This window comes from Brevibacterium sp. UCMA 11752 (genome assembly GCF_021532235.1).
Lineage (GTDB): Bacteria > Actinomycetota > Actinomycetes > Actinomycetales > Brevibacteriaceae > Brevibacterium > Brevibacterium antiquum.
Genome location: NZ_JACBOS010000003.1, coordinates 2,770,414 through 2,796,908 on the forward strand (window position 1 = coordinate 2,770,414; position 26,495 = coordinate 2,796,908).

Annotated in this window: 30 protein-coding genes; 18 read left to right on the top strand and 12 right to left on the bottom strand. The window is 63.5% G+C overall.

Annotation, left to right across the window (positions count from 1 at the left end; all coding sequences use genetic code 11):
• Window positions 1-786, top strand: a complete 786-nt coding sequence (gene tpiA / locus HU144_RS12265; protein ID WP_235351556.1) for a triose-phosphate isomerase — start codon at window positions 1-3, stop codon at window positions 784-786.
• Between the two features lie 43 nt (window positions 787-829).
• Window positions 830-1,075, top strand: coding sequence for a preprotein translocase subunit SecG (gene secG, locus HU144_RS12270; RefSeq protein ID WP_198396247.1), 246 nt, complete (start codon window positions 830-832; stop codon window positions 1,073-1,075).
• A 252-nt stretch (window positions 1,076-1,327) separates the two neighbouring features.
• Here the strand turns inward: secG and HU144_RS12275 are convergent, their stop codons facing one another.
• From HU144_RS12275 to tkt, 3 genes are read right to left on the bottom strand one after another with little or no spacing between them, the layout of a single operon-like run.
• On the bottom strand, window positions 1,328-2,950 hold the full coding sequence (locus HU144_RS12275) for a glucose-6-phosphate isomerase (RefSeq protein ID WP_235351557.1): 1,623 nt from the start codon (window positions 2,948-2,950) through the stop codon (window positions 1,328-1,330).
• The gene (gene tal / locus HU144_RS12280; RefSeq protein ID WP_235351558.1) at window positions 2,947-4,050 is read right to left on the bottom strand and encodes a transaldolase; all 1,104 of its coding nucleotides are present in this window, start codon (window positions 4,048-4,050) and stop codon (window positions 2,947-2,949) included. Before tal ends, HU144_RS12275 begins: the two co-directional genes overlap by 4 nt.
• Window positions 4,047-6,128: a transketolase gene (gene tkt / locus HU144_RS12285; protein ID WP_235351559.1), complete on the bottom strand. Its 2,082-nt coding sequence runs from the start codon at window positions 6,126-6,128 to the stop codon at window positions 4,047-4,049. The genes tal and tkt overlap by 4 nt, the downstream gene beginning before the upstream one ends.
• Before the next feature lie 217 nt (window positions 6,129-6,345).
• Here tkt and HU144_RS12290 point away from each other — a divergent pair, with 217 nt between their 5' ends.
• Window positions 6,346-7,323, top strand: coding sequence for a heme o synthase (locus HU144_RS12290; protein WP_198396243.1), 978 nt, complete (start codon window positions 6,346-6,348; stop codon window positions 7,321-7,323).
• A gap of 57 nt (window positions 7,324-7,380) precedes the next feature.
• Here HU144_RS12290 and HU144_RS12295 read toward each other — a convergent pair whose 3' ends face one another.
• The 4 genes from HU144_RS12295 to HU144_RS12310 are packed head-to-tail and all read right to left on the bottom strand — an operon-like array spanning window position 7,381 to window position 10,409.
• Entirely contained in the window at window positions 7,381-7,845 is a 465-nt protein-coding gene (locus HU144_RS12295; RefSeq protein ID WP_235351560.1) for a VOC family protein, read from the bottom strand.
• Window positions 7,808-8,710, bottom strand: a complete 903-nt coding sequence (locus HU144_RS12300) for a COX15/CtaA family protein (protein ID WP_235351561.1) — start codon at window positions 8,708-8,710, stop codon at window positions 7,808-7,810. The genes HU144_RS12295 and HU144_RS12300 overlap by 38 nt, the downstream gene beginning before the upstream one ends.
• Before the next feature lie 8 nt (window positions 8,711-8,718).
• Complete coding sequence (locus HU144_RS12305) at window positions 8,719-9,477, bottom strand: ABC transporter permease (protein ID WP_235351562.1); 759 nt, start codon at window positions 9,475-9,477, stop codon at window positions 8,719-8,721.
• 5 nt (window positions 9,478-9,482) lie between these two features.
• Window positions 9,483-10,409 (bottom strand): ABC transporter ATP-binding protein, encoded by a 927-nt coding sequence (locus HU144_RS12310; RefSeq protein ID WP_235351563.1) that lies wholly within the window; start codon window positions 10,407-10,409, stop codon window positions 9,483-9,485.
• Between the two features lie 103 nt (window positions 10,410-10,512).
• Here HU144_RS12310 and HU144_RS12315 point away from each other — a divergent pair, with 103 nt between their 5' ends.
• The 10 genes from HU144_RS12315 (at window position 10,513) to HU144_RS12360 (ending at window position 19,533) form a co-directional block, all read left to right on the top strand.
• A complete protein-coding gene (locus tag HU144_RS12315) occupies window positions 10,513-11,232 on the top strand; it encodes a helix-turn-helix transcriptional regulator (protein ID WP_198396238.1) in 720 nt (239 codons plus the stop codon).
• Complete coding sequence (sufB, locus tag HU144_RS12320) at window positions 11,229-12,659, top strand: Fe-S cluster assembly protein SufB (protein WP_198396237.1); 1,431 nt, start codon at window positions 11,229-11,231, stop codon at window positions 12,657-12,659. The genes HU144_RS12315 and sufB overlap by 4 nt, the downstream gene beginning before the upstream one ends.
• Before the next feature lie 38 nt (window positions 12,660-12,697).
• On the top strand, window positions 12,698-13,873 hold the full coding sequence (gene sufD, locus HU144_RS12325) for a Fe-S cluster assembly protein SufD (RefSeq protein ID WP_235351564.1): 1,176 nt from the start codon (window positions 12,698-12,700) through the stop codon (window positions 13,871-13,873).
• A complete protein-coding gene (locus tag HU144_RS12330) occupies window positions 13,870-14,193 on the top strand; it encodes a non-heme iron oxygenase ferredoxin subunit (protein ID WP_442862655.1) in 324 nt (107 codons plus the stop codon). Before sufD ends, HU144_RS12330 begins: the two co-directional genes overlap by 4 nt.
• A gap of 50 nt (window positions 14,194-14,243) precedes the next feature.
• A complete protein-coding gene (gene sufC, locus HU144_RS12335) occupies window positions 14,244-15,002 on the top strand; it encodes a Fe-S cluster assembly ATPase SufC (protein ID WP_198396235.1) in 759 nt (252 codons plus the stop codon).
• The gene (locus tag HU144_RS12340; RefSeq protein ID WP_235351565.1) at window positions 15,002-16,252 is read left to right on the top strand and encodes a SufS family cysteine desulfurase; all 1,251 of its coding nucleotides are present in this window, start codon (window positions 15,002-15,004) and stop codon (window positions 16,250-16,252) included. The genes sufC and HU144_RS12340 overlap by 1 nt, the downstream gene beginning before the upstream one ends.
• Window positions 16,253-16,262: 10 nt before the next feature.
• Window positions 16,263-16,730, top strand: coding sequence for a Fe-S cluster assembly sulfur transfer protein SufU (gene sufU / locus HU144_RS12345; protein WP_235351566.1), 468 nt, complete (start codon window positions 16,263-16,265; stop codon window positions 16,728-16,730).
• Between the two features lie 2 nt (window positions 16,731-16,732).
• A complete protein-coding gene (locus HU144_RS12350; protein ID WP_235351567.1) occupies window positions 16,733-17,068 on the top strand; it encodes a metal-sulfur cluster assembly factor in 336 nt (111 codons plus the stop codon).
• Window positions 17,069-17,251: 183 nt separating this feature from the next.
• Entirely contained in the window at window positions 17,252-17,938 is a 687-nt protein-coding gene (locus tag HU144_RS12355) for a ribonuclease H family protein (protein WP_442862656.1), read from the top strand.
• Window positions 17,935-19,533, top strand: a complete 1,599-nt coding sequence (locus HU144_RS12360; RefSeq protein ID WP_235351568.1) for an ABC-F family ATP-binding cassette domain-containing protein — start codon at window positions 17,935-17,937, stop codon at window positions 19,531-19,533. Before HU144_RS12355 ends, HU144_RS12360 begins: the two co-directional genes overlap by 4 nt.
• Before the next feature lie 54 nt (window positions 19,534-19,587).
• Here the strand turns inward: HU144_RS12360 and HU144_RS12365 are convergent, their stop codons facing one another.
• The 3 genes from HU144_RS12365 to HU144_RS12375 are packed head-to-tail and all read right to left on the bottom strand — an operon-like array spanning window position 19,588 to window position 21,091.
• On the bottom strand, window positions 19,588-20,490 hold the full coding sequence (locus tag HU144_RS12365; protein WP_235351569.1) for an SURF1 family cytochrome oxidase biogenesis protein: 903 nt from the start codon (window positions 20,488-20,490) through the stop codon (window positions 19,588-19,590).
• A complete protein-coding gene (locus HU144_RS12370; protein ID WP_235351570.1) occupies window positions 20,490-20,702 on the bottom strand; it encodes a hypothetical protein in 213 nt (70 codons plus the stop codon). Before HU144_RS12370 ends, HU144_RS12365 begins: the two co-directional genes overlap by 1 nt.
• Window positions 20,699-21,091: a DUF3099 domain-containing protein gene (locus tag HU144_RS12375; RefSeq protein WP_235351571.1), complete on the bottom strand. Its 393-nt coding sequence runs from the start codon at window positions 21,089-21,091 to the stop codon at window positions 20,699-20,701. The genes HU144_RS12370 and HU144_RS12375 overlap by 4 nt, the downstream gene beginning before the upstream one ends.
• Before the next feature lie 147 nt (window positions 21,092-21,238).
• Here HU144_RS12375 and HU144_RS12380 point away from each other — a divergent pair, with 147 nt between their 5' ends.
• The 3 genes from HU144_RS12380 (at window position 21,239) to HU144_RS12390 (ending at window position 23,313) form a co-directional block, all read left to right on the top strand.
• Complete coding sequence (locus tag HU144_RS12380; RefSeq protein ID WP_198396227.1) at window positions 21,239-21,949, top strand: beta-ketoacyl-ACP reductase; 711 nt, start codon at window positions 21,239-21,241, stop codon at window positions 21,947-21,949.
• A 97-nt stretch (window positions 21,950-22,046) separates the two neighbouring features.
• The gene (fabI, locus tag HU144_RS12385) at window positions 22,047-22,805 is read left to right on the top strand and encodes an enoyl-ACP reductase FabI (RefSeq protein ID WP_143921727.1); all 759 of its coding nucleotides are present in this window, start codon (window positions 22,047-22,049) and stop codon (window positions 22,803-22,805) included.
• Window positions 22,806-22,809: 4 nt separating this feature from the next.
• Window positions 22,810-23,313 (top strand): SixA phosphatase family protein, encoded by a 504-nt coding sequence (locus tag HU144_RS12390; RefSeq protein WP_235351572.1) that lies wholly within the window; start codon window positions 22,810-22,812, stop codon window positions 23,311-23,313.
• Between the two features lie 88 nt (window positions 23,314-23,401).
• Here the strand turns inward: HU144_RS12390 and serB are convergent, their stop codons facing one another.
• Window positions 23,402-24,082, bottom strand: coding sequence for a phosphoserine phosphatase SerB (gene serB, locus HU144_RS12395; RefSeq protein ID WP_235351573.1), 681 nt, complete (start codon window positions 24,080-24,082; stop codon window positions 23,402-23,404).
• Entirely contained in the window at window positions 24,079-24,813 is a 735-nt protein-coding gene (locus HU144_RS12400; RefSeq protein ID WP_235351574.1) for a hypothetical protein, read from the bottom strand. The genes serB and HU144_RS12400 overlap by 4 nt, the downstream gene beginning before the upstream one ends.
• A 44-nt stretch (window positions 24,814-24,857) precedes the next feature.
• On the opposite strand from HU144_RS12400, the gene HU144_RS12405 reads away from it, so the two are divergent.
• Both HU144_RS12405 and HU144_RS12410 read left to right on the top strand, forming a co-directional pair.
• A complete protein-coding gene (locus tag HU144_RS12405) occupies window positions 24,858-25,643 on the top strand; it encodes an ABC transporter ATP-binding protein (RefSeq protein WP_235344304.1) in 786 nt (261 codons plus the stop codon).
• A 20-nt stretch (window positions 25,644-25,663) separates the two neighbouring features.
• Window positions 25,664-26,476, top strand: coding sequence for a sulfite exporter TauE/SafE family protein (locus HU144_RS12410; RefSeq protein ID WP_235352698.1), 813 nt, complete (start codon window positions 25,664-25,666; stop codon window positions 26,474-26,476).
• Window positions 26,477-26,495: the final 19 nt, after the last annotated feature.

A 26,495-nucleotide genomic window follows, 5' to 3' on the forward strand; every position in this document is an offset into this window, starting at 1 on the left:
ATGAGCGATCGGACCCTGCTGCTGGCCGGCAACTGGAAGATGAACCACGATCATCTCGAAGCGATCTCGAGTGTCCAGAAGCTTGCTTGGGCACTTGAGGACGCCAAACTCGACGGGTCGCAGTGCGATGTCGTCGTCATTCCTCCCTTCACCGACATCCGATCCGTGCAGACCCTCATCCAGGGTGACAAACTGTGGCTGACCTACGGTGCACAGGACGTCTCCCAGCACGAACCGGGAGCGCACACCGGAGAGATCGCAGCATCGTTCCTGGCCCGACTCGGCTGCACATATGTCGTCGTCGGTCACAGCGAGCGGCGTGCGCACAACGGCGAGACCAACGACGTGGTCGCAGCCAAGGTCAAGGCCGCACTGGCGCAGGAGATCACACCCATCCTGTGCATCGGTGAGTCATTGGAACAGCGTCAGGAGAAGACCCACGTGGACTTCACCCTGACGCAGCTCGAGGAGTCCCTGGCCGGCCTCGATGCCGCCGCACTCGAAGGACTCGTCATCGCGTACGAACCTGTCTGGGCGATCGGCACAGGGGAGACCGCGACGGCAGAGGACGCAGCCGAGATGGCCGCGGCCATCCGCGCCCGCCTGGAAGAGAAGTACGGCTCCGCATTGGCGTCGAGCACCCGGATCCTCTACGGCGGTTCGGTCAAGACCGACAACGTCGCGCAGATCCTGGCCTCCGAGGATGTCGACGGCGCACTTGTCGGGGGAGCGAGCCTCAACGGGCCTGATTTCGCCGCTTTGTGCAAGGCCGCAGTAGCAAAGTAGACTGGCCAACAAATCCTCTGACGAAATATAGGTAGTTCTCGACGTGGAAATCCTCAACATCATACTCATTGTGCTGCTCGTCCTCACGAGCATCTTCCTGACACTCCTCATCCTCATGCACAAAGGCAAGGGCGGAGGCATGTCAGACATGTTCGGTGGCGGCATGTCCTCGTCGCTGGGATCCTCAGGCGTGGCTGAGCGCAATCTCAACCGGTTCACGACTCTGATGGCGATCATCTGGGGCGCATGCATCATCCTGTTGGGCCTCATCACCCGTTTCAACGCCTGACTGAGACGTCAGCCGAGTCTGCCTGCGCGAGCCACCTCTTGGCTGCGAAGGCGCTGTCTGAGCGCTGTGGACGGACCATCGTCTGAGTCCACCTCGGCGATCCAGCCACCACGACGCGCAGTTTATCTGCCAAAGCGAAGGACCCTGACCGATTGGTCAGGGTCCTTCGTCGTGCCCAGAGGAATGACCTCCAGCCAGAAGTCAGCGCAGGTCTGAGGTCAGTTCAGGTCTGAGACCAGCGCAGGTCGGAAGTCAGTCGACTCCGTAGTGGTGCCGAGGCTCCACGTCTGCGATCGCGCGACGCAGCTGATCAAGGCCCTGTGCACGGTCGAGCAGGTGAACCCTGAGCACGGGGCGTCCCTTCTCACGCAGAGCCGCGGCATCGCCGAGGGCCTGCGCGCGCTGCAGCTCAGTGAAGCCATAGGGGCGACCGGGAACCAGCAGATCCGTCCGGGGTTCGGCTGTGATCTGCAGGAACACACCGTTGGGGTGACCGCCCTTGTGGTATTGGCCTGTCGAATGCAGATAGCGCGGTCCGAATCCGAACGTCGTCTGCACACCCGAATGCTGTGAGACGAGGGCTCGGAGGCCTTCGGCATCGGCGTCGGCGATACGGTCGAGGAAAGCCTGGACGCCTACGAATCCGTACTCGTCGACCTGTGCGAAGAGCTCTCCGATGGCGCCGACGAGGTCAGTCGCCTCCTCGAACTCACCGAAGACCTCGACCTGTTCCTCGCGGAACGAAGGCTGTGGAGGTGCTGCCGAGGAACCGTGCGAGAGGGCTTGCCTGGCATGTTCCTTAGCGGCCTCAACATCCGGCTGGTCGAAGGGATCGACTCCGATGCTGTAGCCGGCGATCGCAGTGGCGAACTCCCAGAAGACGAACAGCTCACCAAGGTCACCTTCGAGTTCCGAGTTGAAACCGGATGGTGCCTCGACCTCGGTGGCGGGACCCAAAGTGCACAGCATGGCGTCTGCACGCGCGTCGAAGAAGCCGACGTCAGCGGCACCGTCGACGACGACGGGCAGGATGCCCTGACCGTCCTTGCCCAAGGACTCGGCCACGAGCTGTTCGACCCATTTGCTCATCCCTGACAACGCAGGGGTGGTCTCGGCGAGTACCAGCTTCTCTGTTGCCCTGGCATGACCGATGCCCAGCCAGGTTCCGAACTGCACTGCCGGATTGTCAGGAGCATCGGTTCCCAGACCGCCGACAGCCTCTGCCGCCGACTCCGCGATCACGCGGACGTCGACACCGGCAAGACCGGCAGGGACGAGGCCGAAGGCCGACAGCGCACTGTAGCGCCCGCCGACGGTCGCATCCGCGTGGAAGGTGGCCAGAAAGCCCTGCTCGGTGGCCAAAGCGTCGAGTTCGGTCCCCGGATCGGTGATGGCGATCAGACGAGACGCTGGATCGATCCCCACCGATTCGAAGGCCGCTGAGAATGCGCGGCGAATCGCATCTGTCTCGATCGTCGTGCCTGATTTGGAAGCGACGATCAGGACGGTGTGGGACAGATCGGTCCCGATCGCCTCGGCGACCTGATTGGGATCGGTTGAATCCACGACCTCGAGCCTGACCCCCGCGGACTGGGCCATGACCTCCGGGGCCAGCGAGGAACCGCCCATCCCCGTAAGGCTGATCGAGCGCAGACCCTGCGCCTCCAGTCGGGTCCGCAGAGCCTCGATCTCGTCGACGAGCTCCGCAGCCCGCTGCGGCAGGTCCACCCAGCCCATGCGCGGCACGGGCTGCTCGTCGTCGGTGAACAACGACGCATCCTTGGCCGCCAGGCGGGAGGGGACACGCGCTTCGAGGAGGCGCCCTACCTCGGCCTCATAGTCCTCAGAGACCGGAACGCTGTGCTGGAGTCTCATGCGCGGTCCAAGGCAGTGCGAATCGTATCCTGCAGCTCCGCCCAACTGACGTCGAACTTCTCAAGACCTTGCGTCTCAAGCACGGTCATCACCTCCGCATAGTCGATTCCGAGCCGTGCCAGACGGTCGAAGACCTCGTCGGCGGCCCGGTAGTTCTCCGGTGAGATCTCGGCAGTCACTTCACCATGGTCGGCGAAGGCCCGCATCGTAGGTTCAGGCATCGTATTCACAGTGTTCTGGGCAACGAGTCCAGCCACGTACATCGTGTCGGGGTAGTCGGGGTTCTTGACTCCGGTCGACGCCCACAGCAGTCGCTGCGGTGTGGCGCCCGCGAGTTCGAGGACCCGGAAGCGCTCGGACGTGAACAGCTGCGAGTGGATCTCATGGGCCAGCACGCAGTTCGCGATTCCCGCCCGCCCCTTGAGCTCTGCCCCGGCCGGATCATCGAGGGCGTCCAGCCGTGCGTCGATCTCCGCATCCACGCGAGAGACGAAGATCGAGGCCACCGACTTGATCTGACTGAGATCATGCCCGGCGGCACGAGCCTTCTCCAGGCCCTGGAGAAAGGCTTCGACGACATGACGGTAGCGGGTCAGGGAGAACACCAAGGTGACGTTGACGCTGATGCCTGCTGCGATGGTCTCGGAGATCGCACGCAGACCGGCTTCGGTCGCGGGGATCTTGATCATCGCATTGGGTTCGCCGACGCGCTCCCACAGAGTCTTCGCCGCCGCGACGGTGCCCTCGGCATCGTGTGCCAGCGGGGGAGCGACCTCAATCGACACGCGCCCGTCCTCGCCGTTGGTGGCGTCGTAGACAGGACGGAAGAGTCTGGCCGCGGCTGCGACGTCCGAGGTGGTCAGGGACTCGATCGCCTCATCGGCGGAGACCTTGGCCTCGCCGAGCTCTGCGACGGCGGAGTCATAGCTGTCCGACCCGGCGATGGCATTTGCGAAGATCGTCGGGTTCGTCGTCACTCCGGTGACGTTCGAGTCCTCGATGAGGCGCGCCAGGTCGCCGGACTCGAGACGTGTCCGTGACAGGTCATCGAGCCAGATGGAGACTCCGTGCTCGCTCAGCTGTGCCAGATTGCTGCTCATGCGTCCGCCTTCGCCGCTGCGATCGATTCCTTCGCGGCGGTGACGACCGCAGCCGGGGTGATTCCGAATTTCTCGTACAATGTCGCGTAATCGGCCGAAGCGCCGAAGTGCTCGATCGACACGGCACGACCGGCATCGCCGAGGTACTTGTGCCAGCTCATCGCCGAGGCGGCTTCGATGCTCACGCGAGCCTTGAGGGCACGGGGGAGGACCGCTCTGCGGTAGTCCTCGGGCTGAGCGTCGAACCATTCCTGGCACGGCATCGAAATGACTCGTGCGGCGGTGCCTGCGGCCTGCAGCTCTTCGGCTGCTGCGCTCGCAATGGCGACCTCGGAACCGCTGGCGAGGATGGCCACCTCGGGCTCATCCGCAGTGTCGAAGAGAACGTAGCCGCCACGAGCCGCCTCGGAGGCAGGTGCGTACTTCTCACGGTCGAGGACCGGAACGGCCTGACGGGTGAGCACGAGTCCGCTGGGACCGTCCGTGCGATCGAGGATCCTGCGCCACACGACCGAAGTCTCATTCGCGTCTGCTGGACGCACCAGATCAAGACCGGGAATCGCACGCAAGGCGGAGAGATGCTCGATCGGCTGGTGCGTCGGTCCATCTTCGCCGAGGCCGATCGAATCGTGGGTCCACACGAACACGTTAGGCAGCTGCTGCAGAGCGGCCAACCGTATGGCCGGACGCTGGTAGTCGCTGAAGACGAGGAAGGTGCCGCTGTAGGGGCGCGTGCCGCCGTGCAGGGCGATGCCGTTGCCGATGAGTCCGGCAGAGAATTCGCGGACGCCGAAGTGGATGTTGCGCCCGTAAGCGTTACCGGAGAATGCTCCGGTCGAACGATGTTCGGGCAGGAAGCTCGGGTCGCCCTTGATCAGTGTGTTGTTCGATCCGGCGAGGTCGGCGGATCCGCCCCACAGTTCGGGCATGGTTGCCGCGATGGCGTTGAGGACCTGCCCGGAGGCGGCGCGAGTCGCAATGCCCTTGGCACTGGTTTCGAAGACAGGGAACTGGTTGTCGAGTCCGGCAGGAAGTTCGCGCTTGGCCAGGCGGTCGAAGAGTTCGGCGTTGGCCGGGTTCGCCTCGCGCCAGGCGTTGTAGGACTCGTCCCACTCGATGTGGGCTCCGCGGCCGCGGTCCAGTGCCGAGCGAGTGTGGTTGAGCACCTCTGCGGGCACTGTGAAGGTCTCTTCGGGATCGAATCCGAGGATCTCCTTCGTCGCCTTGATCTCGTCGGCGCCGAGTGCGGAACCGTGGGAGCCGCCGGTGTTCTGCGCGTTCGGTGCGGGCCAGGCGATGATGGTCGAGAGACGGATGAAGGAGGGGCGGGGATCAGTCTTTGCCGCTTCCATGGCGGCGTGGAAGGCTTCCACGTCTTCCTCGTACTCGTCGCCGGCTCTGAAATCGACGTGCTGGACGTGCCAGCCGTACGCGGCGTAGCGGGCTGCGGTGTCCTCGCTGAAGGCGATCGCGGTGTCGTCTTCGATGGAGATCCGGTTGTCGTCCCAGATCACGACCAGGTTGGACAGTTCCTGGGTTCCGGCAAGGGACGACGCCTCACCCGAGACGCCTTCCTCGAGGTCGCCGTCGGATGCCAGGACGACGACGGAATGATCGAAGGGCGAGGCACCGGGAGCAGCATCAGGATCGAAGAGGCCGCGTTCGCGGCGAGAGGCCATGGCCATTCCCACCGCCGAGGCGAGGCCGGATCCCAGCGGTCCCGTCGTGATCTCGACGCCTGCAGTGTGTCCGACCTCCGGGTGGCCGGGAGTCAGTGAACCCCAGGTGCGCAGCGCCTTCAGATCGTCGAGCTCGAGGCCGAAGCCCGAGAGGTAGAGCTGGACGTACTGGGTCAGCGAGCTGTGCCCGCAGGAGAGAACGAAGCGATCGCGGCCGGCCCAGCTCGGATCGGCAGGATCATGATTGAGACCGTACTGGTAGAGGTAATGTGCAACGGGAGCAAGACTCATTGCAGTTCCGGGGTGACCGTGTCCGGCCTTCTGCACTGCATCTGCGGCGAGGAGGCGGGCGGTGTCGACTGCGCGGTTGTCGAGTTCTGTCCAGGACAGGGAGTTCATGTCTTCGAGCGATCCTTCGTTCGTCTTAGAGGCGTGCACTCAAACTCTACCGTGCCGGGTCCTAAACGCGAGGGGTGAGATCGCCGACCGCAGTTCCTCTTCGCGGTGGTGGCTCTGGGCATCTGTATTCTGTGACTCAGATCTGGTGCAGATTCCGTCTCCGAAACACAGCCCACGCCGACTGGCAAAAAATTCGACAGAGGGTAGAATCGACATCGTGAGTGAACTTCGTCAGAACCAGGACACGCAGAGTGAACGTCCTCTGCAGAGGGCAATCGACGAGGAACGACTCTCAAAACGCCCCCGCTCGATCATCAGTGCCTACATCGCACTGACCAAGCCTCGAGTGATCGAACTCCTGCTGGTGACCACTGCTCCGGTGATGTTCCTCGCCGCGCAGGGAATGCCGAATATCTGGCTGGTCATCAATACCCTCATCGGGGGCGCAGCTGCCGCGGCCTCCGCTTCGGTCTTCAACTGCTACGTCGATCGTGACATCGACGCGAAGATGGAACGCACCAAGCATCGCCCACTCGTGACCGGTGAGATCACACCACGGGCCGCACTCATCTTCGCCTTCGCACTGGGCCTGGGGTCGATCTTCTGGCTCGGCGGCTTCACGAACTGGGTGACCGCTGGACTCACCGCCTGCGCGATCCTGCTCTACGCGGTCTTCTACACGCTGATCCTCAAGCGTCGTACCACACAGAACATCGTCTGGGGCGGCGCCGCGGGCTGCATGCCTGTGCTCATCGGCTGGTCTGCCGTCACCGGCGGACTGGCCTGGGAACCACTCCTGCTCTTCCTCGTCGTCTTCTTCTGGACGCCGCCGCACTACTGGCCGCTGGCGATCAAGTACAAGGCCGACTACGATGCCGCAGACGTTCCGATGCTGCCATCGAAGGTCCCGCCGACGAACGTCGGCCGCCAGATGATCGCCTACACCTGGGCGATGGTGGCCTGCTCGCTGGCACTCATTCCGCTCGCCCCGATGGGCCCTGTCTACACAGGCGTTGCGGTTCTCGCGGGCGCTTGGTTCCTGTTCTCCTGCTATGCACTCGTCTCCCGGGCGAAGAAGGGCAAGAGCGGAACCTCGCTGAAGGCGATGAAGGTCTTCCACGGCTCGATCACCTACTTGTCACTGCTCTTCCTCGCAGTCGCGATCGACCCGTTCGTCCTCCCCGGATTCTGGTAGGTCCCAACCCCGACCCATCCGCTGCCGCCGCATCCGAAGCCGCAGCGTAGGAGCTGCTCAGCCTGCGTTGACGAGTTCCTCGATGACGATCTTCTTCATCCCCATCAGCGCCTTGACCTGGGCATCTCCGGTCATCAGCTCGTCGAGGTGGGCCGGAACAATCTGCCAGCTGATCCCGTACTTGTCCTTGAGCCAGCCGCACTGCTCGCTGGCGGGAACGGCCGACAGCGCTGACCAGTAGTGGTCGATCTCGGCCTGATCACGACATCTGACGGTCAGTGAGATCGCCTCGTTGAACGTGAATGCAGGTCCGCCGTCGAGGCAGATGAAGCGAGTGCCGTCGAGCTCGAAGACCCCATTGATGACCTTGCCGCGCATCCCCGCGTAATGCGGGTCGAGGGATTCATCGGGGTAGCGGTCGATGGAGACGATGTGCGAGTTGGGGAAGACGGAGGAGTAGAACTCCATCGCCTCCTCGGCGTGGTCAGTGAACCACAGGCACGGCGTGATCGGTGTCGGCATGATGGGTGCTCCTCGGGTATGCGCTGTCGAGGACGGCAACGCTTGCCGCGATAGTAGCCGAGATGCCGATCATATGGAATGCCACGAGCACGATGGGCACGCCGGTGAAGTACTGGACGTAGCCGATGATCCCCTGCAGCACCTCGATGATGAGGAGCACGACCAGCGGTCGGACCATGACGGTGTGCTTCTTCACTGCCAGGACGAGCGAGGAGATGGTCGCGATGACCAGCAGCCAGACCGGGGCAGCATGTGCGCGGGTGATCCAGATGTTGTCGAGGCCGTTGCGGGTCGACATCGTCGAACCCGAGTGCGGTCCCGCGCCCGTGGTGAGGACACCGAAGATGACAACGATCGCGGTCAGCCCGAGGATGGTCCAACCGAGCGCCGGCAACGGAGACGGAGCCTTCTCAGCTGTGCGCACGCCGGTGTCGTAGGTGCGGCGAACGAAGTACGCGGCGACGCCGACGGCGATGGCAGAGGGCACGAAGTGTCCGGCCACGACCCACGGGTTGAGCTTCGTCCACACGGTGATGCCGCCGACGATGGCCTGGACGGGCACGATGGCCAGCAGCCCGAGGTTGAGCCAGAACAGGTCACGGCGCTGCTTCCGATGCTTCCAGAGCATGAAGAAGATGACGACGCCGAGCATGGCCAGCGCCACCGCCAGCGTGCGGTTGCCGAATTCGATGAGGCCGTGGATGCCCATCTCCGGGGTGGTCACGAGCGAATCGGGGGTGCACTTGGGCCAGTCCGTGCACCCGAGGCCGGAGCCGGTGAGGCGGACGATGCCGCCGCTGACGATGATGACGGACTGCGCGATGAGCATGGCCCATGCAGCGACACGAATCCTCTTAGTGACCATTTCTCTCCTCATTCGAATCGGAACCACCTGCGTGCCGCAAAGGTTCCCAGCAGCCCCCACGCGAGGAGCACGATCAAAGCTTTGATGTCGAAGCCGGCACCACCGACGGCCGCACGCATCGCATCACCGAGCGCGCCGGAGGGCAGATAGCCGACCACGGTGCCCCATTCTCCCGGATGGGCGATGACGAGCCCGCCCACACCGGCCATGAGCACCCAGATCAGGTTGGCGCCGGCCAGGGTGGCCTCTGCCCGTACGGTTCCTGCCATGAGCAAGCCTAAGGACAGCAGCGCTGCGGTGCCAAGAAGCGTGGTCAGGATCAGTGCGAGTGGGTTCACGGGACTGTTGAAGCCGAGGCCCACGGCGATGGCAAAGGCAAGGATGAATTGGATGACGACGACGGCGACGACTGCGCCGAGCTTGCCGAGGATGAGGCCATTCGTGCCCAGCGGCGTCGTCGCCAGCTGTCGCAGCACCCCGTAGCGGCGGTCGAAGGCCGTGGCGATCGCCTGACCGGTGAAGGCGGTCGAGGCCAGGCACAGGCTCAGCGCACCGGGCAGCGCCACGGTGAGCGGATCCGCCCCGGGCCCGACGATGCCGAGGCCGCTGAGCAGTGGTGCCTTCCCGAGGAAGATGAGCATACCCAGCGGCAGGATGAGTGAGAGCAGCAGCTGTTCGCCGTTGCGCAGTACGGAGATCGTCTCGAACTTGGTCTGCGCGATGACGCGCTTCGCCCTCATCTGCGGCCTCTGGCTGGTCGGTGGCATCTGGCTCATCGCAGCGGCCTGCCCGTGAGTTCGAAGAACACATCTGCCAACGACTGGGAGTGCATGTCGATGTCCCTGATCGCCAGCCCCGCCTCGGCGACGGCCGTGCACAGGCCAGCGATCTGGGTGCTGTCGAGGTCCCCGTCGACGACGAGGGCCGCTCCCACCACCGAGGTGGCTGCGATCCTATTCATCGTGGCCAGGAGTTCACGAGGGGCCGGCTCCAGCGGCTGACCCACCGTGATGACGAGACGGCGACCGGCGGGGGAGGCGTTGCGCAGATCCTCGGGCGCGCCCTGGGCGATGATGCGACCGCGATCGATGACGACGACCTCATCGGCCAGCTCCTCCGCCTCGGCGAGGTCATGGGTCGTCAGGACCACAGCCACCGAGGCGGCCGCGAGCTCCCGGATGAAATCATGGACGACCGCCCGCGCCTGAGGATCGAGTCCTGCGCAGGGCTCATCGAGGAAGACGAGCCGCGGTCGGCCGATGAGTGCGGCGGCCAGGGCGACTCGTTGCTTCTGGCCCCCCGACAGGCGCCGGATCGTGCGAGTGGAGAACTCGTGCAGACCCAAGGGATCGGCGAGTTCATCGACGCTGAGCGGATTGGGATAGAGCGACGCGAGGTGTCGCAGAACCTGGAGCGGCTTCGCGCTCATCGGCAGTCCGCCGTCCTGGAGCATGACGCCTGCGAGCAGCGATGTCGAGGCGTGGTCACGGAACGGATCGTGGCCGAAGATCTCCACACGACCGGCGTCGGGGGCTCGTGTGCCCACCGCCAGGGAGATCGTCGTCGACTTGCCTGCACCATTGGGCCCGAGTACACCGAGGATGGATCCGGTGGCGGCATCGAGGTCGATCCCGTCGACGACGTGGTGTGCGCCGTACGAGTAATGGAGACCACGAATGGTGAGGGCCGAATCTGACACCAGACCATTCTACGACGCGTCGAATCGGCATGTAGTTAGGCTCACCTAGTTTTACGAAACAAATTACGCAACAATAGTGTTGTGTTAGTCAAGGAGGTGGAGAATGGCTGCGAACGACACAGAAGATCGCCGTACCCGAGAGAAGGTATTTCGATCGGTGCTCGATGAAGGGCCGATCACTGCCTCGGCGTTGGCGAAGGGTCTTCACCTGACTCCTGCGGCGATTCGTCGTCATATGGATGCGCTGGAGAGCGAGGGCCTCATCGAGGTCCGAGAGCTCGCCGGCAAGCAGGCAGGCCGCGGCAGGCCGGCCAGACACTACGTGGTCACCTCGCGTGGCCATGGGTCGGTCACCCATTCCTACGACCAGCTGGCAGTCGATATCCTCCGGTTCATGAAGGACCGAGTCGGCCATGAGGCCGTTGAGGAGTTCACCGAGGACCTGGTTGCGAAACTCCGCGACCGCCTCGGCGGGGAACTGGATCGACGGGGAGGCACCACAGTGGCTTCCCGCTCCCGGGGACTGGCTGCGGCATTGACAAAGGAGGGATATGCTGCCTCGGCGACACCGGTGGCGGCCGGCACCCCTCTCGAAGCGATGCAGCTGTGCCAAGGGCATTGTCCGATCCAGGCAGTCGCCTCCGAGTTCCCCGAGATCTGCGAAGCAGAGCTCGCCATGTTCTCGGACTACCTGGGCGTCGATGTTCGTCGTCTGTCCTCATTGGCCCACGGCGACCATGTCTGCACCACCCACATTCCGACCTCGGAACTCACCAGACCACTCATCCACAGCAATGATCGACCTCAAGGAGGTTCACGATGACTGACACAGGCAATCGGATCATCGATGCTAACCCCGAGCTCAAAGACCTCGGGCAGTACGCATACGGTTGGCACGACGGAAACGACGCTGGAGAGTTCGCGGCTCGCGGTCTCTCAGAAGACGTCGTCCGCAACATCTCGAAGTTGAAGGACGAGCCGGACTGGATGCTGCAGCGCCGACTCAAGGCGCTCAAGCTGTTTGAGAAGAAGCCGATGCCCAGCTGGGGTGCAGACCTCACCGGCATCCACTTCGACGACATCAAGTACTTCGTGCGCTCGACAGAGGGTCAGGCGACGTCCTGGGACGATCTGCCCGAGGACATCCGCAACACCTACGACAAGCTCGGCATCCCCGAGGCTGAGAAGCAGCGTCTCGTCGCAGGTGTGGCCGCTCAGTACGAGTCCGAGGTCGTCTACCACCAGATCAACGAAGAGCTCGAGAAGCAGGGTGTCATCTTCATGGACACCGACACCGGGCTGCGCGAGTACCCGGAGATCTTCGAAGAGTACTTCGGCTCGATCATCCCCGCCGGAGACAACAAGTTCTCGGCGCTCAACACCGCAGTCTGGTCGGGCGGTTCCTTCGTCTACGTCCCCAAGGGCGTCCACGTGGAGATCCCTCTGCAGGCCTATTTCCGCATCAACACGGAGAACATGGGCCAGTTCGAGCGCACCCTCATCATCGCCGACGAAGGCTCGTCAGTGCACTACGTCGAGGGCTGCACCGCACCGATCTACAAGACCGACTCACTGCACTCCGCAGTCGTCGAGATCGTGGCCAAGAAGGACGCGAAGGTTCGCTACACGACCATCCAGAACTGGTCGAACAACGTGTACAACCTCGTCACCAAGCGTGCGATCGCCGAAGAGGGCGCTTCCATGGAATGGGTCGACGGCAACATCGGCTCGAAGGTCACCATGAAGTACCCGGCCATCTGGCTGACCGGTGAGCACGCACGCGGCGAGACGCTGTCCGTGGCATTCGCCGGCGAGGGCCAGCACCAGGACACCGGTGCGAAGATGGTTCACGCCGCTCCGAACACCCACTCCTCGATCGTTGCGAAGTCCGTGGCCCGTGGCGGCGGACGTTCCGGGTACCGCGGACTCGTCCACGTGCACCCCGGAGCCAAGGGCTCGTCGAACAATGTCCTCTGTGACGCACTTCTGGTCGACAACATCTCTCGCTCCGACACCTACCCGTACATCGACATCCGTGAGGACGATGTGACGCTGGGTCATGAGGCGACCGTGTCGAAGGTGAGCGAGGATCAGCTCTTCTACCTCATGAGCCGCGGCATGGAGGAGACCGAGGCAATGGCGATGATCGTGCGCGGGTTCGTCGAGCCGATCGCTCGCGAGCTGCCGATGGAATACGCACTCGAGCTCAATCGCCTCATCGAAATCCAGATGGAAGGTGGCGTGGGCTGATCTGCGCCCACCACCGACCACGACAAGGAGTTTTCTAAGTGACTGATACCACCAATCCGTTGGGCCTCGATGAGCACTCTCATGGCGCCGACGTCCACGTCCCCGATTCCAAGCGGGACGCTCGCACACGCAGCTTCGACGTCTCCGACTTCGCCGTCCCGAACGGACGCGAAGAGGAATGGCGGTTCTCGCCGGTGCGCAAGCTCAGTGATTTCTTCACCGACGCTGCCTCCGAAACGAAGCTGACGACGACCGGCGACCTGCCTGAGGGCATCTCCGTGGAGGAGATCTCGCTCGAGGCCGCGCAGGAGCTGGGCATCCTCGAACCCGAGGATCGGGCCGCCGCCGTGGCAGCCAACCGCGCCGCCACCGTCACCCACTACTCGGTTCCCGCGGGAACCGAGATCGACGGCGCCGTGATCATCCACGCCGACGGCACCGGCAACGACATCTCCCATGGACATGTCGTCGTCTCCGTCGGAGCGAATGCCAAGGCGACCATCGTCATCGAGCACGAAGGACTCGCTCGGCACTCCGAGCTCGTGTCCCTCGTCATCGGTGATGGCGCAAATGTGACCTTCGTGTCCCTGCAGCTCTGGGACGACGAGACACAGCACCTGGGCCAGCACGACGCGATCGTGGGCAAGGACGCGAAGTTCAAGCACATCGTCATCAGCCTCGGCGGAGACATCGTGCGTCTGAACACGAACGTGCGCTACTCGGCAGCCGGGGGAGAGGCCGAACTGCTCGGACTCTACTTCGCCGATGCCGGCCAGCACTTCGAGCACCGCACCTACGTCGACCACAACACGCCGAAGGCCACCTCGAACGTCCACTACAAGGGCGCTCTCCAGGGCAAGGACGCACGCAGCGTCTGGATCGGCGATGTGCTCATCCGCCCCGAGGCACTCGACATCGACACCTACGAGCTCAACCGCAACCTCATCCTCTCCGATGGGGCCAGGGCGGACTCGGTGCCGAACCTCGAGATCGAGACCGGCGACATCGCCGGCGCCGGACACGCTTCGTCGACCGGACGCTTCGATGAGGAGCACCTGTTCTACCTGATGAGCCGCGGCATTCCCGAGGACGTTGCGCGTCAGCTCGTGGTCCGCGGATTCTTCAATGAAGTGATCCAGAAGATCCAGGTGCCCGAGATCGAAGAGGTCCTCAACGAACGAATCGAGGAAGAACTCTCCCGGAGCGTTCTGTGACCATGATCGACGTTGCGGCCGCCGACGAGGTGGCCGCGGGCGCGACGATGAGGATCGAAGTGGACAACTTCGAGATCTGCATCGCCCGCGACTCCGACGGCACGATCCATGCCATCGACGATGTCTGCACTCACGGCGAGGTATCGCTGGCCGAGGGAGAAGTGGAGGGCTGCGCCATCGAATGCTGGCTGCACGGATCCCAGTTCGACCTCAAGACCGGCCGCCCACTGAGCCCACCGGCCTTCGAACCCGTCGCAGTCTATGACTGCAAGGAGATCGCCGGCCGCATCCTGCTTGACCCGAGCACAGTGGTCAATTGACCAGCACGCTCAACTGATCACCACGCTTACCTGAATTGAAAAGGATTGACATGTCCACTCTGAAAATCACTGACCTGCACGTCAGCGTCAACACCGAAACCGGTCCCAAGCCGATCCTCAACGGCATCAACCTGGAGATCAACTCCAACGAGACCCACGCCATCATGGGCCCCAACGGCTCCGGCAAGTCCACACTGGCCTACTCACTGGCCGGTCACCCGAAGTACCAGGTGACCTCGGGCTCCGTCACCCTCGACGGCGTGGACGTCCTCGCGATGTCCGTCGACGAGCGCGCCAAGGCCGGACTGTTCCTGGCCATGCAGTACCCCGTCGAGGTCCCCGGCGTGACCGTGACGAACTTCCTGCGTTCGGCCAAGACCGCAATCGACGGTGAAGCACCGAAGCTGCGTCACTGGACCAAGGACCTCAAGTCCGCGATGGAGAACCTCCGCGTGGATCCTGAGTTCGCCAGCCGCAACGTCAACGAAGGATTCTCCGGCGGCGAGAAGAAGCGCCACGAGATCCTGCAGATGGAGATGCTCAAGCCCAAGTTCTCCGTCCTCGACGAGACCGACTCCGGCCTTGACGTCGATGCTCTGCGCATCGTGTCCGAGGGCATCAACCGGGTGCGCGAGTCGACCGATGTCGGCGTCCTGCTCATCACGCACTACACCCGCATCCTCAGCTACATCAAGCCCGACCACGTGCACGTGATCATCAAGGGCAAGGTTGCTGAAGAGGGCGGACCCGAGCTGGCCGATCGCCTCGAGAACGAAGGCTACGACCGCTTCCTGCAGGCCTCGGTCTGATGTTCTCCCGCCTGCGGAACGACTTCCCGATCCTGGACACCAGGATCGGGGAGTCGTCTCTGAGCTATCTCGACTCTGGCGCGACTTCCCAGAAGCCGCAGTGCGTCATCGACACATTCACCGAGTATTACTCGCAGCGCAATGCCGCCGTTCACCGTGGAGCACACTCTCTTGCGGTGATGGCCACCGACGCGTTCGAAGCAGGCCGTGAAGCAGTGGCAGACCTCGTCGGCGGAGCATCCGAACAGGTGGTCTGGACGAAGAACGCCACCGAGGCACTCAACGTGGTCGCATTGGGCATCGACCGAGCCAGCCATGGCCTCGGGGGAGAGGCCGCTGGGCGTTTCGGTCTCGGCCCCGCCGACTCCATCGTCGTCACCGAGATGGAACACCACGCGAACCTCGTCCCCTGGCAGCAGCTGGCCCAGTCCACGGGTGCTCAACTCCGTTGGCTCCCGGTCACGGACGCCGGAGAGCTCGATCTCAGCGATCTGGAATCCATCGTCGACGAGACGACCAAGGTCTTCGCCTTCACCCATGTCTCGAATGTGCTCGGCACCATCAACCCGGTCGACGCACTCGTCGCTCGGGCCCGGCAGGTGGGGGCCCTCGTCGTCCTCGATGCCTGCCAATCGGTCCCGCACATGCCCGTGAACTTCGTCGACCTCGATATCGACTTCGCGGCATTCTCCGCTCACAAGGCGCTGGGGCCCACCGGACTCGGCACCCTCTGGGGAAAGACGGACCTGCTGAACTCGCTGCCCCCGGTCCTGACCGGTGGATCCATGATCACCACGGTGACCATGGAGGACTCGGCGTTCATGGACGCACCACAGCGGTTCGAGGCCGGAACGCAGCCCGTGGCCGAGGTCGCGGCGTTCACCACCGCGGTCAACTACCTCGCCGAGGTGGGCCTGGAGAAGATCTTCGACCATGAGCGAGAGCTCGCCGGGGTCCTCCTCGACGGCATCGCGAAGATTCCCGGCATCACGGTGCTCGGCGCCGCCGAGAATCGGATCGGAACCGTGGCCTTCGACGTCGACGGCGTCCACGCCCACGACGTGGGGCAGTACCTCGACTCCCAAGGAGTTGCGGTGAGGGTCGGCCATCATTGCGCTCAGCCGCTGCACCGGCGCTTCGGCGTCACCGCCACGACGCGGGCGAGCACCTATCTGTACAACAACACCGAGGACTGCGAACAGTTCCTGGCCGCTCTGGCCGAGGTCCGTCCCTTCTTCGGAGTTCAGTGAGGATCGTGTCATGAGCACGCAGATGCAACAGCTCTACCAACAGGTCATCCTCGACCACTCTCGGTCCCGGATCGGCAACGCGGCTCTGCTGCGCGAAGGGGCAGCGGGACCTCACGGCTCCTCGCACCAGGTCAATCCCACGTGCGGAGACGAGATCGAACTCGAGACCGAGATCAGCGATGACGGCGCAATCGCTGTACGCTGGTCCGGCGACGGGTGCTCGATCTCGATGGCCTCGGCCTCAGTTCTCTCCGAACTCGCTTCGGAGAACAGCGTGGAGGGCATGCTCGACATCGAAGCAAAGTTCCACGAGCTGATGCACTCTCGTGGGACAATTGCGGGAGACGAGGAAATACTCGGCGACGCTGCAGCGTTCAGCGGAGTGTCGAAGTTTCCCGCCAGGATCAAGTGCGCGCTCTTGTCCTGGGTCGCGTTCAAGGACGCACTCAACCAAGCCCAAACGTCTCTGAAGGAGTAAGAATGCCCGAAGTGATAGACGCACCGCAGAACGCCAGCACCGACGAGGTGCGCGAAGCGATGATGGACGTCGTCGACCCGGAGCTCGGCGTCAACATCGTCGATCTCGGACTCGTCTACGGACTCTCCGTCGAAGACGACGGCACTGCCGTCGTCGAGATGACCCTGACGTCTGCGGCCTGCCCGCTGACCGACGTCATCGAAGACCAGACCGCTCAGTGCCTCGAAGGCATCGTGCCGGCCTACCGGATCAACTGGGTCTGGATGCCGCCATGGGGACCTGAGAAGATCACAGAGGACGGTCGCGAACAGATGCGTGCCCTCGGCTTCAACATCTGAGTTCTGATACTGCCGACGTCCCCGCGGGGACGTCACACCCTCACCTCGCCGAGGTGGGAGCGCCGATTCCGGTGCCCCCACCTCGGCGATGTTGTGGGTCGGGGTTGCAGAGATCACCTGCCCTGAATGCAGGGGACCAGGCTCGGCATGAAAGAATGAAGACCGACTTTCCTAGGAGAACCATTGACGATCATCGCGGCCGCAGACGGGTCAGCCCTCGGCAACCCCGGACCCGCCGGCTGGGCCTGGTACGTCGATGATGACTGCTGGCACGCCGGCGGCTGGAAGGAATCGACGAATAACCGCGGCGAGCTCATGGCCGTCCTCGACCTGCTGAACTCGACGGCGGAAGCCGAGGAGGATCTCAAGGTCTTCTGCGACTCCAAATACGTCATCAACGCGCTGACGAAGTGGATGCCCGGCTGGAAGCGCAAAGGATGGAAGAAGGCTGACGGCAAGGACGTCCTCAATAAGGATCTCCTCGAACAGCTCGATTCCGCGCTGAAGGGCCGCGAGGTCGAATTCGAATGGGTCAAGGGCCACAGCAACCACGCAATGAACGAAGCGGCAGACGACCGTGCACGGGCAGCGGCCACCGCGTATCAGAAGAGCACAAAGGTTCCGTCCGGACCCGGATACGTCCCCGCGGGGACGTCCCAGTCGATCACGGCTTCCTCAACTGAGGACGTTCCGGCCGCCGACGAGGCCCCGGTTGCCGACGACGCGCCGGTCGCCGGGACCACCACGCTCGTGTCCTGTCGAGTCCCCACACACATCGCAGACGAACTCGTCTCTCGGGCACAGGCTCAGGGAATCCACCCGCAAGAATTCTTGGCCGACATCATCGGTCGCAGTTTGGAGAATGAATGATTCAGGCATCCGACCTCGAAGTCAACGTCGGCGCCCGTACGCTGATGTCCGAGGTCTCCTTCCGCGTGGACAAAGGTGACCGAGTCGGCCTGGTCGGACGCAACGGGGCGGGCAAGACCACCCTGACGAAGGTGATCATGGGTGGCCACAGTGCCGCGAAGGGCAGTGTCTCCGTCTCGGGGTCGGTGGGATACCTGCCTCAGGATCCCCGCAGCGGTGACCCACAGGCCACCGGCATGGAGCGCATCCTCTCCGCCCGCGAACTCGACGTCTTAGTCAAGCGTCTGCGCAAGGCTGAGAACCAGATGGCCTCGCCTGATGAGAATGTCTCGATGAAGGCCATCGATCGCTACCCGCGCATCGAAGCCGAATTCATGGCCGCAGGCGGTTACTCAGCAGAATCCGAAGCCTACGCGATCGCAGCGAACCTGGGCCTCGACGAAGATCTCATCAACCAGGAGATCGGCACGCTCTCGGGCGGCCAGAGGCGCCGCGTCGAACTTGCCCGGATCCTCTTCTCAGCCCCGGACACGATGATCCTCGACGAGCCGACGAACCACCTGGACGCGGAATCCGTGCTGTGGCTGCGCGACTATCTCAAGGGCTACTCCGGCGGACTCATCATCATCAGTCACGACCTCGACCTCATCGACGAAGTCGTCAACAAGGTGTTCTTCCTCGACGCGACCCGTCAGACCATCGACATCTATTCGATGGGCTACCGTCTCTACCTCAAGCAGCGCGAAGATGATGAGCGCCGTCGCCGTCGTGAGCGTGCCAATGCCGAGAAGAAGGCTTCGGCCCTGAACGCCCAGGCGAACAAGATGATGGCGAAGGCGACGAAGACCGTGGCCGCCCAGCAGATGGCCAAACGTGCCGAACGCCTGCTGTCGGGACTCGATGCCGAACGCAGCACCGAGAAGGTCGCGAACCTGCGGTTCCCGGCCCCTGCCGATTGCGGACGAGTGCCGCTGACGGCTGAGGGACTCTCTCGCAGCTTCGGATCGACAGAGGTCTTCACCGGCGTCGACCTGGCCATCGACAAGGGCTCACGCGTGGTCATCCTCGGCTACAACGGTGCCGGCAAGACAACGCTGCTGCGCCTGCTGGCCGGTCTCGACGAACCGGACTCGGGGAAGGTCGTCCCGGGCTTCGGCCTCAAGCTCGGCTACTACGCGCAGGAACACGAGACTCTCGATCTCGATCGCAGCGTGTTGGAGAACATGAAGCGCAACTCTCCGCACCTCGACGACACCGCGGTGCGCAATGTGCTCGGTTCGTTCCTGTTCTCCGGCGATGACGTGCATAAGCCTTCAAAGGTGCTCTCAGGCGGTGAGAAGACTCGTCTGGCGCTGGCCACACTCGTGGTCTCCAGCGCCAACGTCCTCCTCCTCGATGAGCCGACGAACAACCTCGATCCGGCCTCTCGTGAGGAGATCCTCTCAGCCATCCGCCGCTACGAGGGCGCCATCATCCTCGTCACACACGATGAGGGAGCAGTCTCCGCGCTCGACCCCGACCGTGTGCTGCTGCTGCCCGACGGCGACGAGGACCTGTGGAACGACACCTACCTGGATCTCGTCACCCTGGCCTGAGGCTCGACGGCCTGAGGCTCGACCTCTTCGCCGGTGGTCCCAACGACCGCCGGTTCAGGAGTGCCTGAACCGGTCCTCGATGAATTCGTCCTCTTCGGCCTCGTCACGGCCGTGCACACCCGGTGATCTCAACCGGTTGCGGCCATAGCGGTTGCCCGGCTGGGAGATCTTCGCTCCCGCGTCCAGCGCCTCCTTGTCCACCACGACGTATTCGACGTCGCCGGTGAATTTCTCGGCCGCCTCGGCGTCGGCTCTGCGTTCTCGTCTGGCGGAGATCGATACGGCGATGATGATCATGATGCCGAAGGTGAACCACTGGAGCATATAGGACAGGTGGTTGCCCGGGTCGAGATCCGGTGCCGGCAGAGGCGTCAGCCCAGATTCGTCGGGCAGGCCGTTGCCGGTGTGGACGGTCTCCGCGTAGACGTTCTCATATGCCGAATCCATACCGGGGATCCGGGCGGGATCGATGGCCTTGATCAGCCCATCTGGATTATTGTCCTCGGAACCGTCCTGGGCCGGTTGGAGACGGGCAGCGATGGTCTGCTCCCCGGTGGGCGTCGGCGGGACCTGATCGGGTTCTGCGATCCATCCCCTGACGATCGCGATCGTGTCCCCGGACGTGAGCTCGAACGGAACGACGATGTAGTAGCCGACCTTGTCATTGACCGTGCGGTTGCGCGCGAACACTGTATCGGATTCCAGATAGTGGCCGGTCAGCGACACCTGTCGCCACTCATCGTCGCCATCGAGAGTCGCCGAGGTGGAACCCAGGATGCTCGTGATGTCGACCGGTTGAGACGAATAGTTCGCGTTGATCGTCGCGATCTCGTGCTGCCGCTGATCCTGTCGGTCCTTCTGCCACAGTGCCAGGAAGATGCAGGCGATGACGATGATGATGGTCATGGCGATATATTTCAGCCACCGTGCGCTGAAGAGGAAGGAATAGCGTGACATCAACCGGCGTCCTCCGGGATGTCGTCGATGGCGACGTCGCTCTGATAGAAGCTGCGCATGGTCAGGAACTCTCGCAGATAGTCGAGATGTTCATCACAGGCCAGCCAGGTCTTGCGGCGTTTGGGCATGTGCAGGCGGGGATTGTTCCACAGAATTGCGCGGGTGGCCTCTGCCCGGCAACCCTTGGCCGAGCACTGGAGCGTCTCCGTCATGTGTCATCACCTCGAGTCGGGTCTGTCGACGTTTCACCATCGTCCGGCCCTGAGTCCTCGGATTCCCCAGCGATCGTCTCCCCAGCGATGGTCTCACCGGTTGCCGGCGGCAGCTCGGGCATCGGCGCGTTGTCCAGCAGAGCCGAATCGTCATTGGTGGTGCGCTCACGCCCGGCATTGGCGAAGATCACAGCCGGATAGGGGAGGAGCACGGCACCGGCCACGCAGATCCACATCAACACGGTCAGATCTGCCCGGAACATGTAATAGGCCGCCACGAAGCAGAGCGTGCGAATTGCCATGGTGATCGAGTATTTGATGATCCGCGACTTCATGTCGTCATCAAGGGCAGTGTCTGCCGTGGTGATCTGCTGCGGGTGCTTGGACATAACCTTCTTCGTTCGATTACTGCTACAAAATCATACTCTTCGTTTGTGTGAGTCGTATCGACGCCTGCCGGTTCGCGATAGGTTAGTGACGGTAAGTTTGATCTCAAACGCTGATCAATCTGTATTGTCCACCAACAGGAGAGATTCGTGTCAGAACCACGCATAGTCCTCGTGACCGGAGGAAACCGCGGAATCGGCCGCACCATCGCCGAGGAATTCCTCGCCCAGGGCGACACGGTTGCCGTCACCTCCCGCAACGGAGACGCACCGGAAGGTGCTCTGGCCGTGTCCGCGGACGTCACCGATACCGCGTCCCTCGACGCGGCATTCGCGCAGATCGAGGAGAAGCTGGGCCCCGTCGAGGTGGTAGTGGCGAACGCCGGCATCACCCGCGACAATCTGCTCATGCGGATGAGCGACGAGGAGTTCGAGGCCGTCGTCGACACCAACCTCACCGGCACCTTCCGCACCGTCAAGCGTGCCATCACCGGAATGATTCGCGCGAAGAAGGGCCGCATCGTGCTCATCTCGTCCGTGTCGGGACTCTACGGAGTCCCCGGTCAGGCGAACTACTCGGCGTCGAAGGCCGGACTCGTCGGCCTCGCCCGCTCGGTCACCCGTGAGCTGGGTTCGCGCGGCATCACCGCCAACGTCGTCGCACCGGGCTTCATCCGCACCGACATGACGGATGAGCTGCCCGAGAAGCAGCAGAAGGAATACCTCGCCACGATCCCCGCCAAGCGATTCGCCGAGGCGAGCGAGGTCGCAAAGGTCGTGCGTTGGGTGTCCTCAGACGAAGCCGCCTACATCTCCGGCGCCGTCATTCCCGTCGACGGCGGACTGGGGATGGGGCACTGAGCCCCGTCAACATCTAGACTTCACACCAAGGACGTCGGCTCCAACGGCGTCGACGACAACGATTTCACCCACGTTTGAACATTTCGAAAGGACCACCATGGGAATTCTTGACGGAAAGCGCATCCTCGTCACCGGCGTTCTGACCGAGGCATCCATCGCCTTCGCCGCCGCCCGCATCGCCCAGGAGCAGGGTGCCGAAGTCATCCTCTCCAGCTTCGGCCGCCAGATGAAGATCACCCAGGTGATCGCCGAACGCCTGCCCGAGACCCCGAAGGTCATCGAACTCGATGCCACCAACGACGACGACCTGGCCGCACTGCCTGAGCGCCTCGAGGGCAACATCGACGGCATCGTCCACGCCATCGCGTTTGCCCCCAAGGACGCACTCGGCGGCGTGTTCCTCGACACCCCCTGGGACTCCGTGTCCGCAGCGATCCACGTCTCGGCGTTCTCGCTCAAGGCCATCACCGTGGCCGCGAAGCCCGTGCTCAACAAGGGTGCCGGTGTCGTCGGCCTGACCTTCGATGCCACCATCTCCTGGCCGGTCTACGACTGGATGGGCGTGGCCAAGGCCGCCTTCGAGTCCACTGCTCGCTACCTCGCGAAGTACGTCGGCGAGGACGGAGTCCGCGTCAACCTCGTCTCGGCCGGACCGCTGAAGACCACCGCCGCCACCTCGATTCCCGGCTTCGGGACCCTCGAAGACATGTGGGGCGACCGCGCACCGCTGGGCTGGGACCAGAAGGACACCACTCCGGCAGGCAAGGCGATCGTCGCCCTGCTCTCGGACTGGTTCCCTGCCACAACCGGCGAGATGGTCCACGTCGACGGCGGATTCCACTCCACCGGCGCCTGATACCATGCCTGTGCTCATTCTCGCTCGCCATGCGAAGGCCGAGGCCGATGGCGCGAGCGACTTCGAACGCTCATTGAACGCCAAAGGTCTTGCTCAAGCCGTCGAAGCCGGAGCCGAGATCGCCGAGCGCTGGTCACCTGATGTGGCCATCGCCTCGGCGGCCCGGCGCACCGTCCAGACAGGGCAGGCCGTGGTCGAAGCCGTCAACCGGCACAACGGGGAACCTGAGACCGGTGCGGGCCTCGAACTGCGCCAGGACGAATCCCTCTACCACGGGGGAGTCGATGACTGGATCGACGCGATCAATTCGATCCAGTCCGATTCCCAGTGCGCCTACATCGTGGGTCATCAGCCCACCGTCGCCGAGGTGGTCGGCCACCTGAGCCCGGCCGCCGGAGTCCCGGACGAGTTCCGGCCTTCCTCACTTGCAGTGTTCGTCCTTGAGAGCTGGGACGTCGAGCCCGGGAACTATCCCGCACCCGAACTCAGGGTCTTCCTCGGGGTCTGAGCGCTGCAGCTGACACAGAACCAGGCGTCTGAACGCGTTTCAGGCGCCTGAGTTCTATTCACCCGCGGTCACTGACCCGCGGTGACGTTCACACCTGTGTGCGTGCCTCGATGAGGGTGAGCACCTCACGCAGATCACGATTCGTCACCGAGGCGTCAGCTGCAGCGACAAGCGCCGGTTTCGCACAGAAGGCGACGCCCAGACCCGCGGCCTGGATCATGCCGATGTCGTTGGCGCCGTCGCCGATGGCCACTGTTCGGGCCCGATCACATCCGTATTTCGATGACAGCTGCGCGAAGATCTCCGCCTTCGCACTCGGATCGATGACGCGACCGCTCGTGACTCCGGTCAGCAGTCCCTCGTCGGAGTCGAGACCATTGGCGTAGACCTCGGTGATACCCATCGACTCCGCAACCGGAGCGATGATCTGGGTGAAGCCACCGGAGACCAGGGCAACGACACCGCCGCCTGACTGAACGGCCGCGACGAGTTCGCGGGCACCTTCGGTCAGCGTGATCTGGGCCCGCACCTCGTGGAGGACGGAGACCGGCAGACCTTTGAGAAGCGCCACCCGCTCGGCCAACGATGCGGCGAAGTCCAACTGGCCCGCCATGGCACGTTCCGTGATGTCGGCAACCTGAGCGCCCACCTCGGCGTGGACGGCGATGAGGTCGATGACCTCCTCATTGATGAACGTCGAATCGACGTCCATGACGAGGAGCTGGATGGCGTTGCCTGGCGTCGGGGTGGAGGAGTCTGAGTCATTCACCCCTTCATCGTAGCGACCGCCATGATGTAGTCGGCGGCCGCGGGGTGGAGACGCGAGAGCAGATCACCGAAAGCGGGAGGTGCGACCGTGGCCGGAGCCAGCACTGTGCGCATCCGCTCATGGATGTCGAGGGCGGCATAGATGGCTCGAGCGTCGGCAACCGAGGGGATGAGCTTCGAAATCGGATGGCTCAGGCTCAGCTCCTCCTGCCAGTCCCGCCACGGTCCCTCTCGCCAGTCGGCGGGAACCTCGATCGACTCGATGAGGCTCAGTCCCTCCATCACAAGGAGCCGGAGTCGGCGCAGCGCCTCGGCCGGGGTAGCCACGGTCACCGGATGAAAGACCGTGTCACGGCAGGCGATGACCTCGACGTTCGCCTCGGCGCCCAAGAGGACCACCGCAACTTGGTGGGAACCGGAGTGGAGGACGATCGGTGCCGTATGCCGGCCGACCTTGAGCCGATCGGCCTTGTCCACCGGCGGAGTCGTATGCGGCAGCGAAGGGTGATGCAGTGCGAGCCGGGCATGCGTGATTCCAGCGGCGCCAGCCTCGGCGGTGAAAAGGAGCAGACCCGTCGGCGGCGAAGTGCCGAAGACCTCGTCGGCGACGATGAGAGGGACATCACGATCATCGTCGAGGAATGCGGCACTGACCTCGTCAGGGGCGAGGCTGGAGTGCAGGCGATGGTTCATCGCCAAGGTCAGCAGCAGTGAGTCGGTAGTCAAGTCCATGTCGAACCAGAATAGACGCCGAGCCTGCGATAGAGTTGGCTGATATGAGTGATGTCCTGACTTTGGATTCTGTTTCCGTGCGCCGAGGAGAGAATTTCCTCCTCCAAGATTTTTCCCTGACCGTCTCTGAAGGTGAGCATTGGGCCGTTCTCGGACCCAACGGCGCCGGGAAGACGACTCTGCTGGAACTGGCCGCAGGACGAATGCACCCGACGACGGGTTCGGTCGGAATCCTGGAGGAGCGCCTCGGGCGCGTCGACGTCTTCGAACTGCGCCCGCGCATCGGCTACTCCTCGACGGCTTTGGCCAACCGCATTCCTCTGTCCGAAGCCGTCCTCGACACCGTGCTGACCGCCGCCTATGGCGTCACCGGTCGCTGGGTCGAGGAGTATGAGACCACCGATATCGAACGGGCCAAGGACCTCCTCGCCGCGTTCAACATCTCGCATCTGGCCGATCGCACCTTCGGCACCCTGTCCGAGGGCGAGCGCAAACGCGTGCAGATCGCCCGCTCACTCATGACCGACCCGGAGCTGCTGCTGCTCGACGAGCCTGCCTCCGGACTCGACCTGGGCGGACGCGAAGAGCTGCTGGCCGCGTTGACGGAGATCCTGTCCTCGAAGTGGGCTCCGGCGACGATCATGGTCACCCACCATGTCGAGGAGATCCCTGTGGGCATCACACACGTGCTGCTGCTGGCCGAAGGCACTGATCTTGCCGCCGGCCCCATCGATGAGACCCTGACCGCCGACAATCTGTCGGCGACGTTCGGCATCGACGTGAAGCTCACCCGCGACGGGCAGCGGTTCCACGCCCGTTCCCCTTACTGAGCATGGACCCAGTTCTCGGAATGGAACTGTGGCAGATCGCGCTGATCGTCCTCGCCGGAATCGGTGCTGGCGGCATCAACGCCGTTGTCGGTTCCGGTACCCTCATCACCTTCCCGGTTCTCGTGGCCTTCGGTGTGCCACCGGTCGTGTCGACGATGAGCAATGCTGTCGGACTGATCCCCGGCAACATTGCCTCGTCCTTCGGCTATCGAGAGGAGCTGAAGGGCCAATGGCGACGGATCCTCGGCTTCGTGCCGGCCTCCATCTTGGGTTCGCTGACCGGTGCCTATCTGCTGCTCCACCTGCCCGAAGATGCTTTCGAGACGATCGTCCCGGTGCTCCTGGTCGTCGCCCTCGTCATGGTCGTGGCCCAGCCGGCGCTTTCGCGTCATCTGAAGAGCCGAGCGGTTCGTCGTGCTGAAAAGGCAGGCAGAGAGCATGTGGCGGCCTCAGTCGGCGATAAGCTGCCCACCGGTCGCTACATCCTGATCCTGCTCGTCGTCTTTCTCACCGCGATCTACGGCGGCTACTTCGCCGCAGCTCAGGGGATCATCCTCATCGCTCTGCTGGGGCTGATCCTGCCCGATGAACTGCAGCGTCTCAACGGACTGAAGAACGTTCTGGTCCTCGTCGTCAACACGGTCTCGGCGAGCACCTACATCATCGTCGGTCACGACCGGATCAACTGGATCGCCGTGATCTGCATCGCGATCGGCTCGCTCATTGGCGGCTACTTCGGTGCTCGCGTCGGACGTAAGTTCTCACCTGTGCTGCTGCGCACCATCATCGTAGTCCTCGGCCTCGTCGCTATCTGGCGCATCCTCACACTGTGATCGCATGAGGACTCAATTC

Bases quoted from the DNA above. Each gene is read 5' to 3' on its own strand.
- sufU (WP_235351566.1), top strand. From the start codon at position 16,263: ATGAGCACGCAGATGCAACAGCTCTACCAACAGGTCATCCTCGACCAC.
- HU144_RS12315 (WP_198396238.1), top strand. From the start codon at position 10,513: ATGGCTGCGAACGACACAGAAGATCGCCGTACCCGAGAGAAGGTATTT.
- fabI (WP_143921727.1), top strand. From the start codon at position 22,047: ATGGGAATTCTTGACGGAAAGCGCATCCTCGTCACCGGCGTTCTGACC.
- tkt (WP_235351559.1), bottom strand. From the start codon at position 6,128: ATGAACTCCCTGTCCTGGACAGAACTCGACAACCGCGCAGTCGACACC.
- HU144_RS12300 (WP_235351561.1), bottom strand. From the start codon at position 8,710: ATGGTCACTAAGAGGATTCGTGTCGCTGCATGGGCCATGCTCATCGCG.
- HU144_RS12305 (WP_235351562.1), bottom strand. From the start codon at position 9,477: ATGCCACCGACCAGCCAGAGGCCGCAGATGAGGGCGAAGCGCGTCATC.
- sufC (WP_198396235.1), top strand. From the start codon at position 14,244: ATGTCCACTCTGAAAATCACTGACCTGCACGTCAGCGTCAACACCGAA.
- HU144_RS12375 (WP_235351571.1), bottom strand. From the start codon at position 21,091: ATGTCCAAGCACCCGCAGCAGATCACCACGGCAGACACTGCCCTTGAT.
- HU144_RS12365 (WP_235351569.1), bottom strand. From the start codon at position 20,490: ATGTCACGCTATTCCTTCCTCTTCAGCGCACGGTGGCTGAAATATATC.
- HU144_RS12350 (WP_235351567.1), top strand. From the start codon at position 16,733: ATGCCCGAAGTGATAGACGCACCGCAGAACGCCAGCACCGACGAGGTG.
- HU144_RS12390 (WP_235351572.1), top strand. From the start codon at position 22,810: ATGCCTGTGCTCATTCTCGCTCGCCATGCGAAGGCCGAGGCCGATGGC.
- sufB (WP_198396237.1), top strand. From the start codon at position 11,229: ATGACTGACACAGGCAATCGGATCATCGATGCTAACCCCGAGCTCAAA.
- HU144_RS12405 (WP_235344304.1), top strand. From the start codon at position 24,858: ATGAGTGATGTCCTGACTTTGGATTCTGTTTCCGTGCGCCGAGGAGAG.
- HU144_RS12295 (WP_235351560.1), bottom strand. From the start codon at position 7,845: ATGCCGACACCGATCACGCCGTGCCTGTGGTTCACTGACCACGCCGAG.
- tpiA (WP_235351556.1), top strand. From the start codon at position 1: ATGAGCGATCGGACCCTGCTGCTGGCCGGCAACTGGAAGATGAACCAC.
- tal (WP_235351558.1), bottom strand. From the start codon at position 4,050: ATGAGCAGCAATCTGGCACAGCTGAGCGAGCACGGAGTCTCCATCTGG.
- HU144_RS12360 (WP_235351568.1), top strand. From the start codon at position 17,935: ATGATTCAGGCATCCGACCTCGAAGTCAACGTCGGCGCCCGTACGCTG.
- HU144_RS12275 (WP_235351557.1), bottom strand. From the start codon at position 2,950: ATGAGACTCCAGCACAGCGTTCCGGTCTCTGAGGACTATGAGGCCGAG.
- HU144_RS12340 (WP_235351565.1), top strand. From the start codon at position 15,002: ATGTTCTCCCGCCTGCGGAACGACTTCCCGATCCTGGACACCAGGATC.
- HU144_RS12410 (WP_235352698.1), top strand. From the start codon at position 25,664: ATGGAACTGTGGCAGATCGCGCTGATCGTCCTCGCCGGAATCGGTGCT.
- HU144_RS12400 (WP_235351574.1), bottom strand. From the start codon at position 24,813: ATGGACTTGACTACCGACTCACTGCTGCTGACCTTGGCGATGAACCAT.
- HU144_RS12370 (WP_235351570.1), bottom strand. From the start codon at position 20,702: ATGACGGAGACGCTCCAGTGCTCGGCCAAGGGTTGCCGGGCAGAGGCC.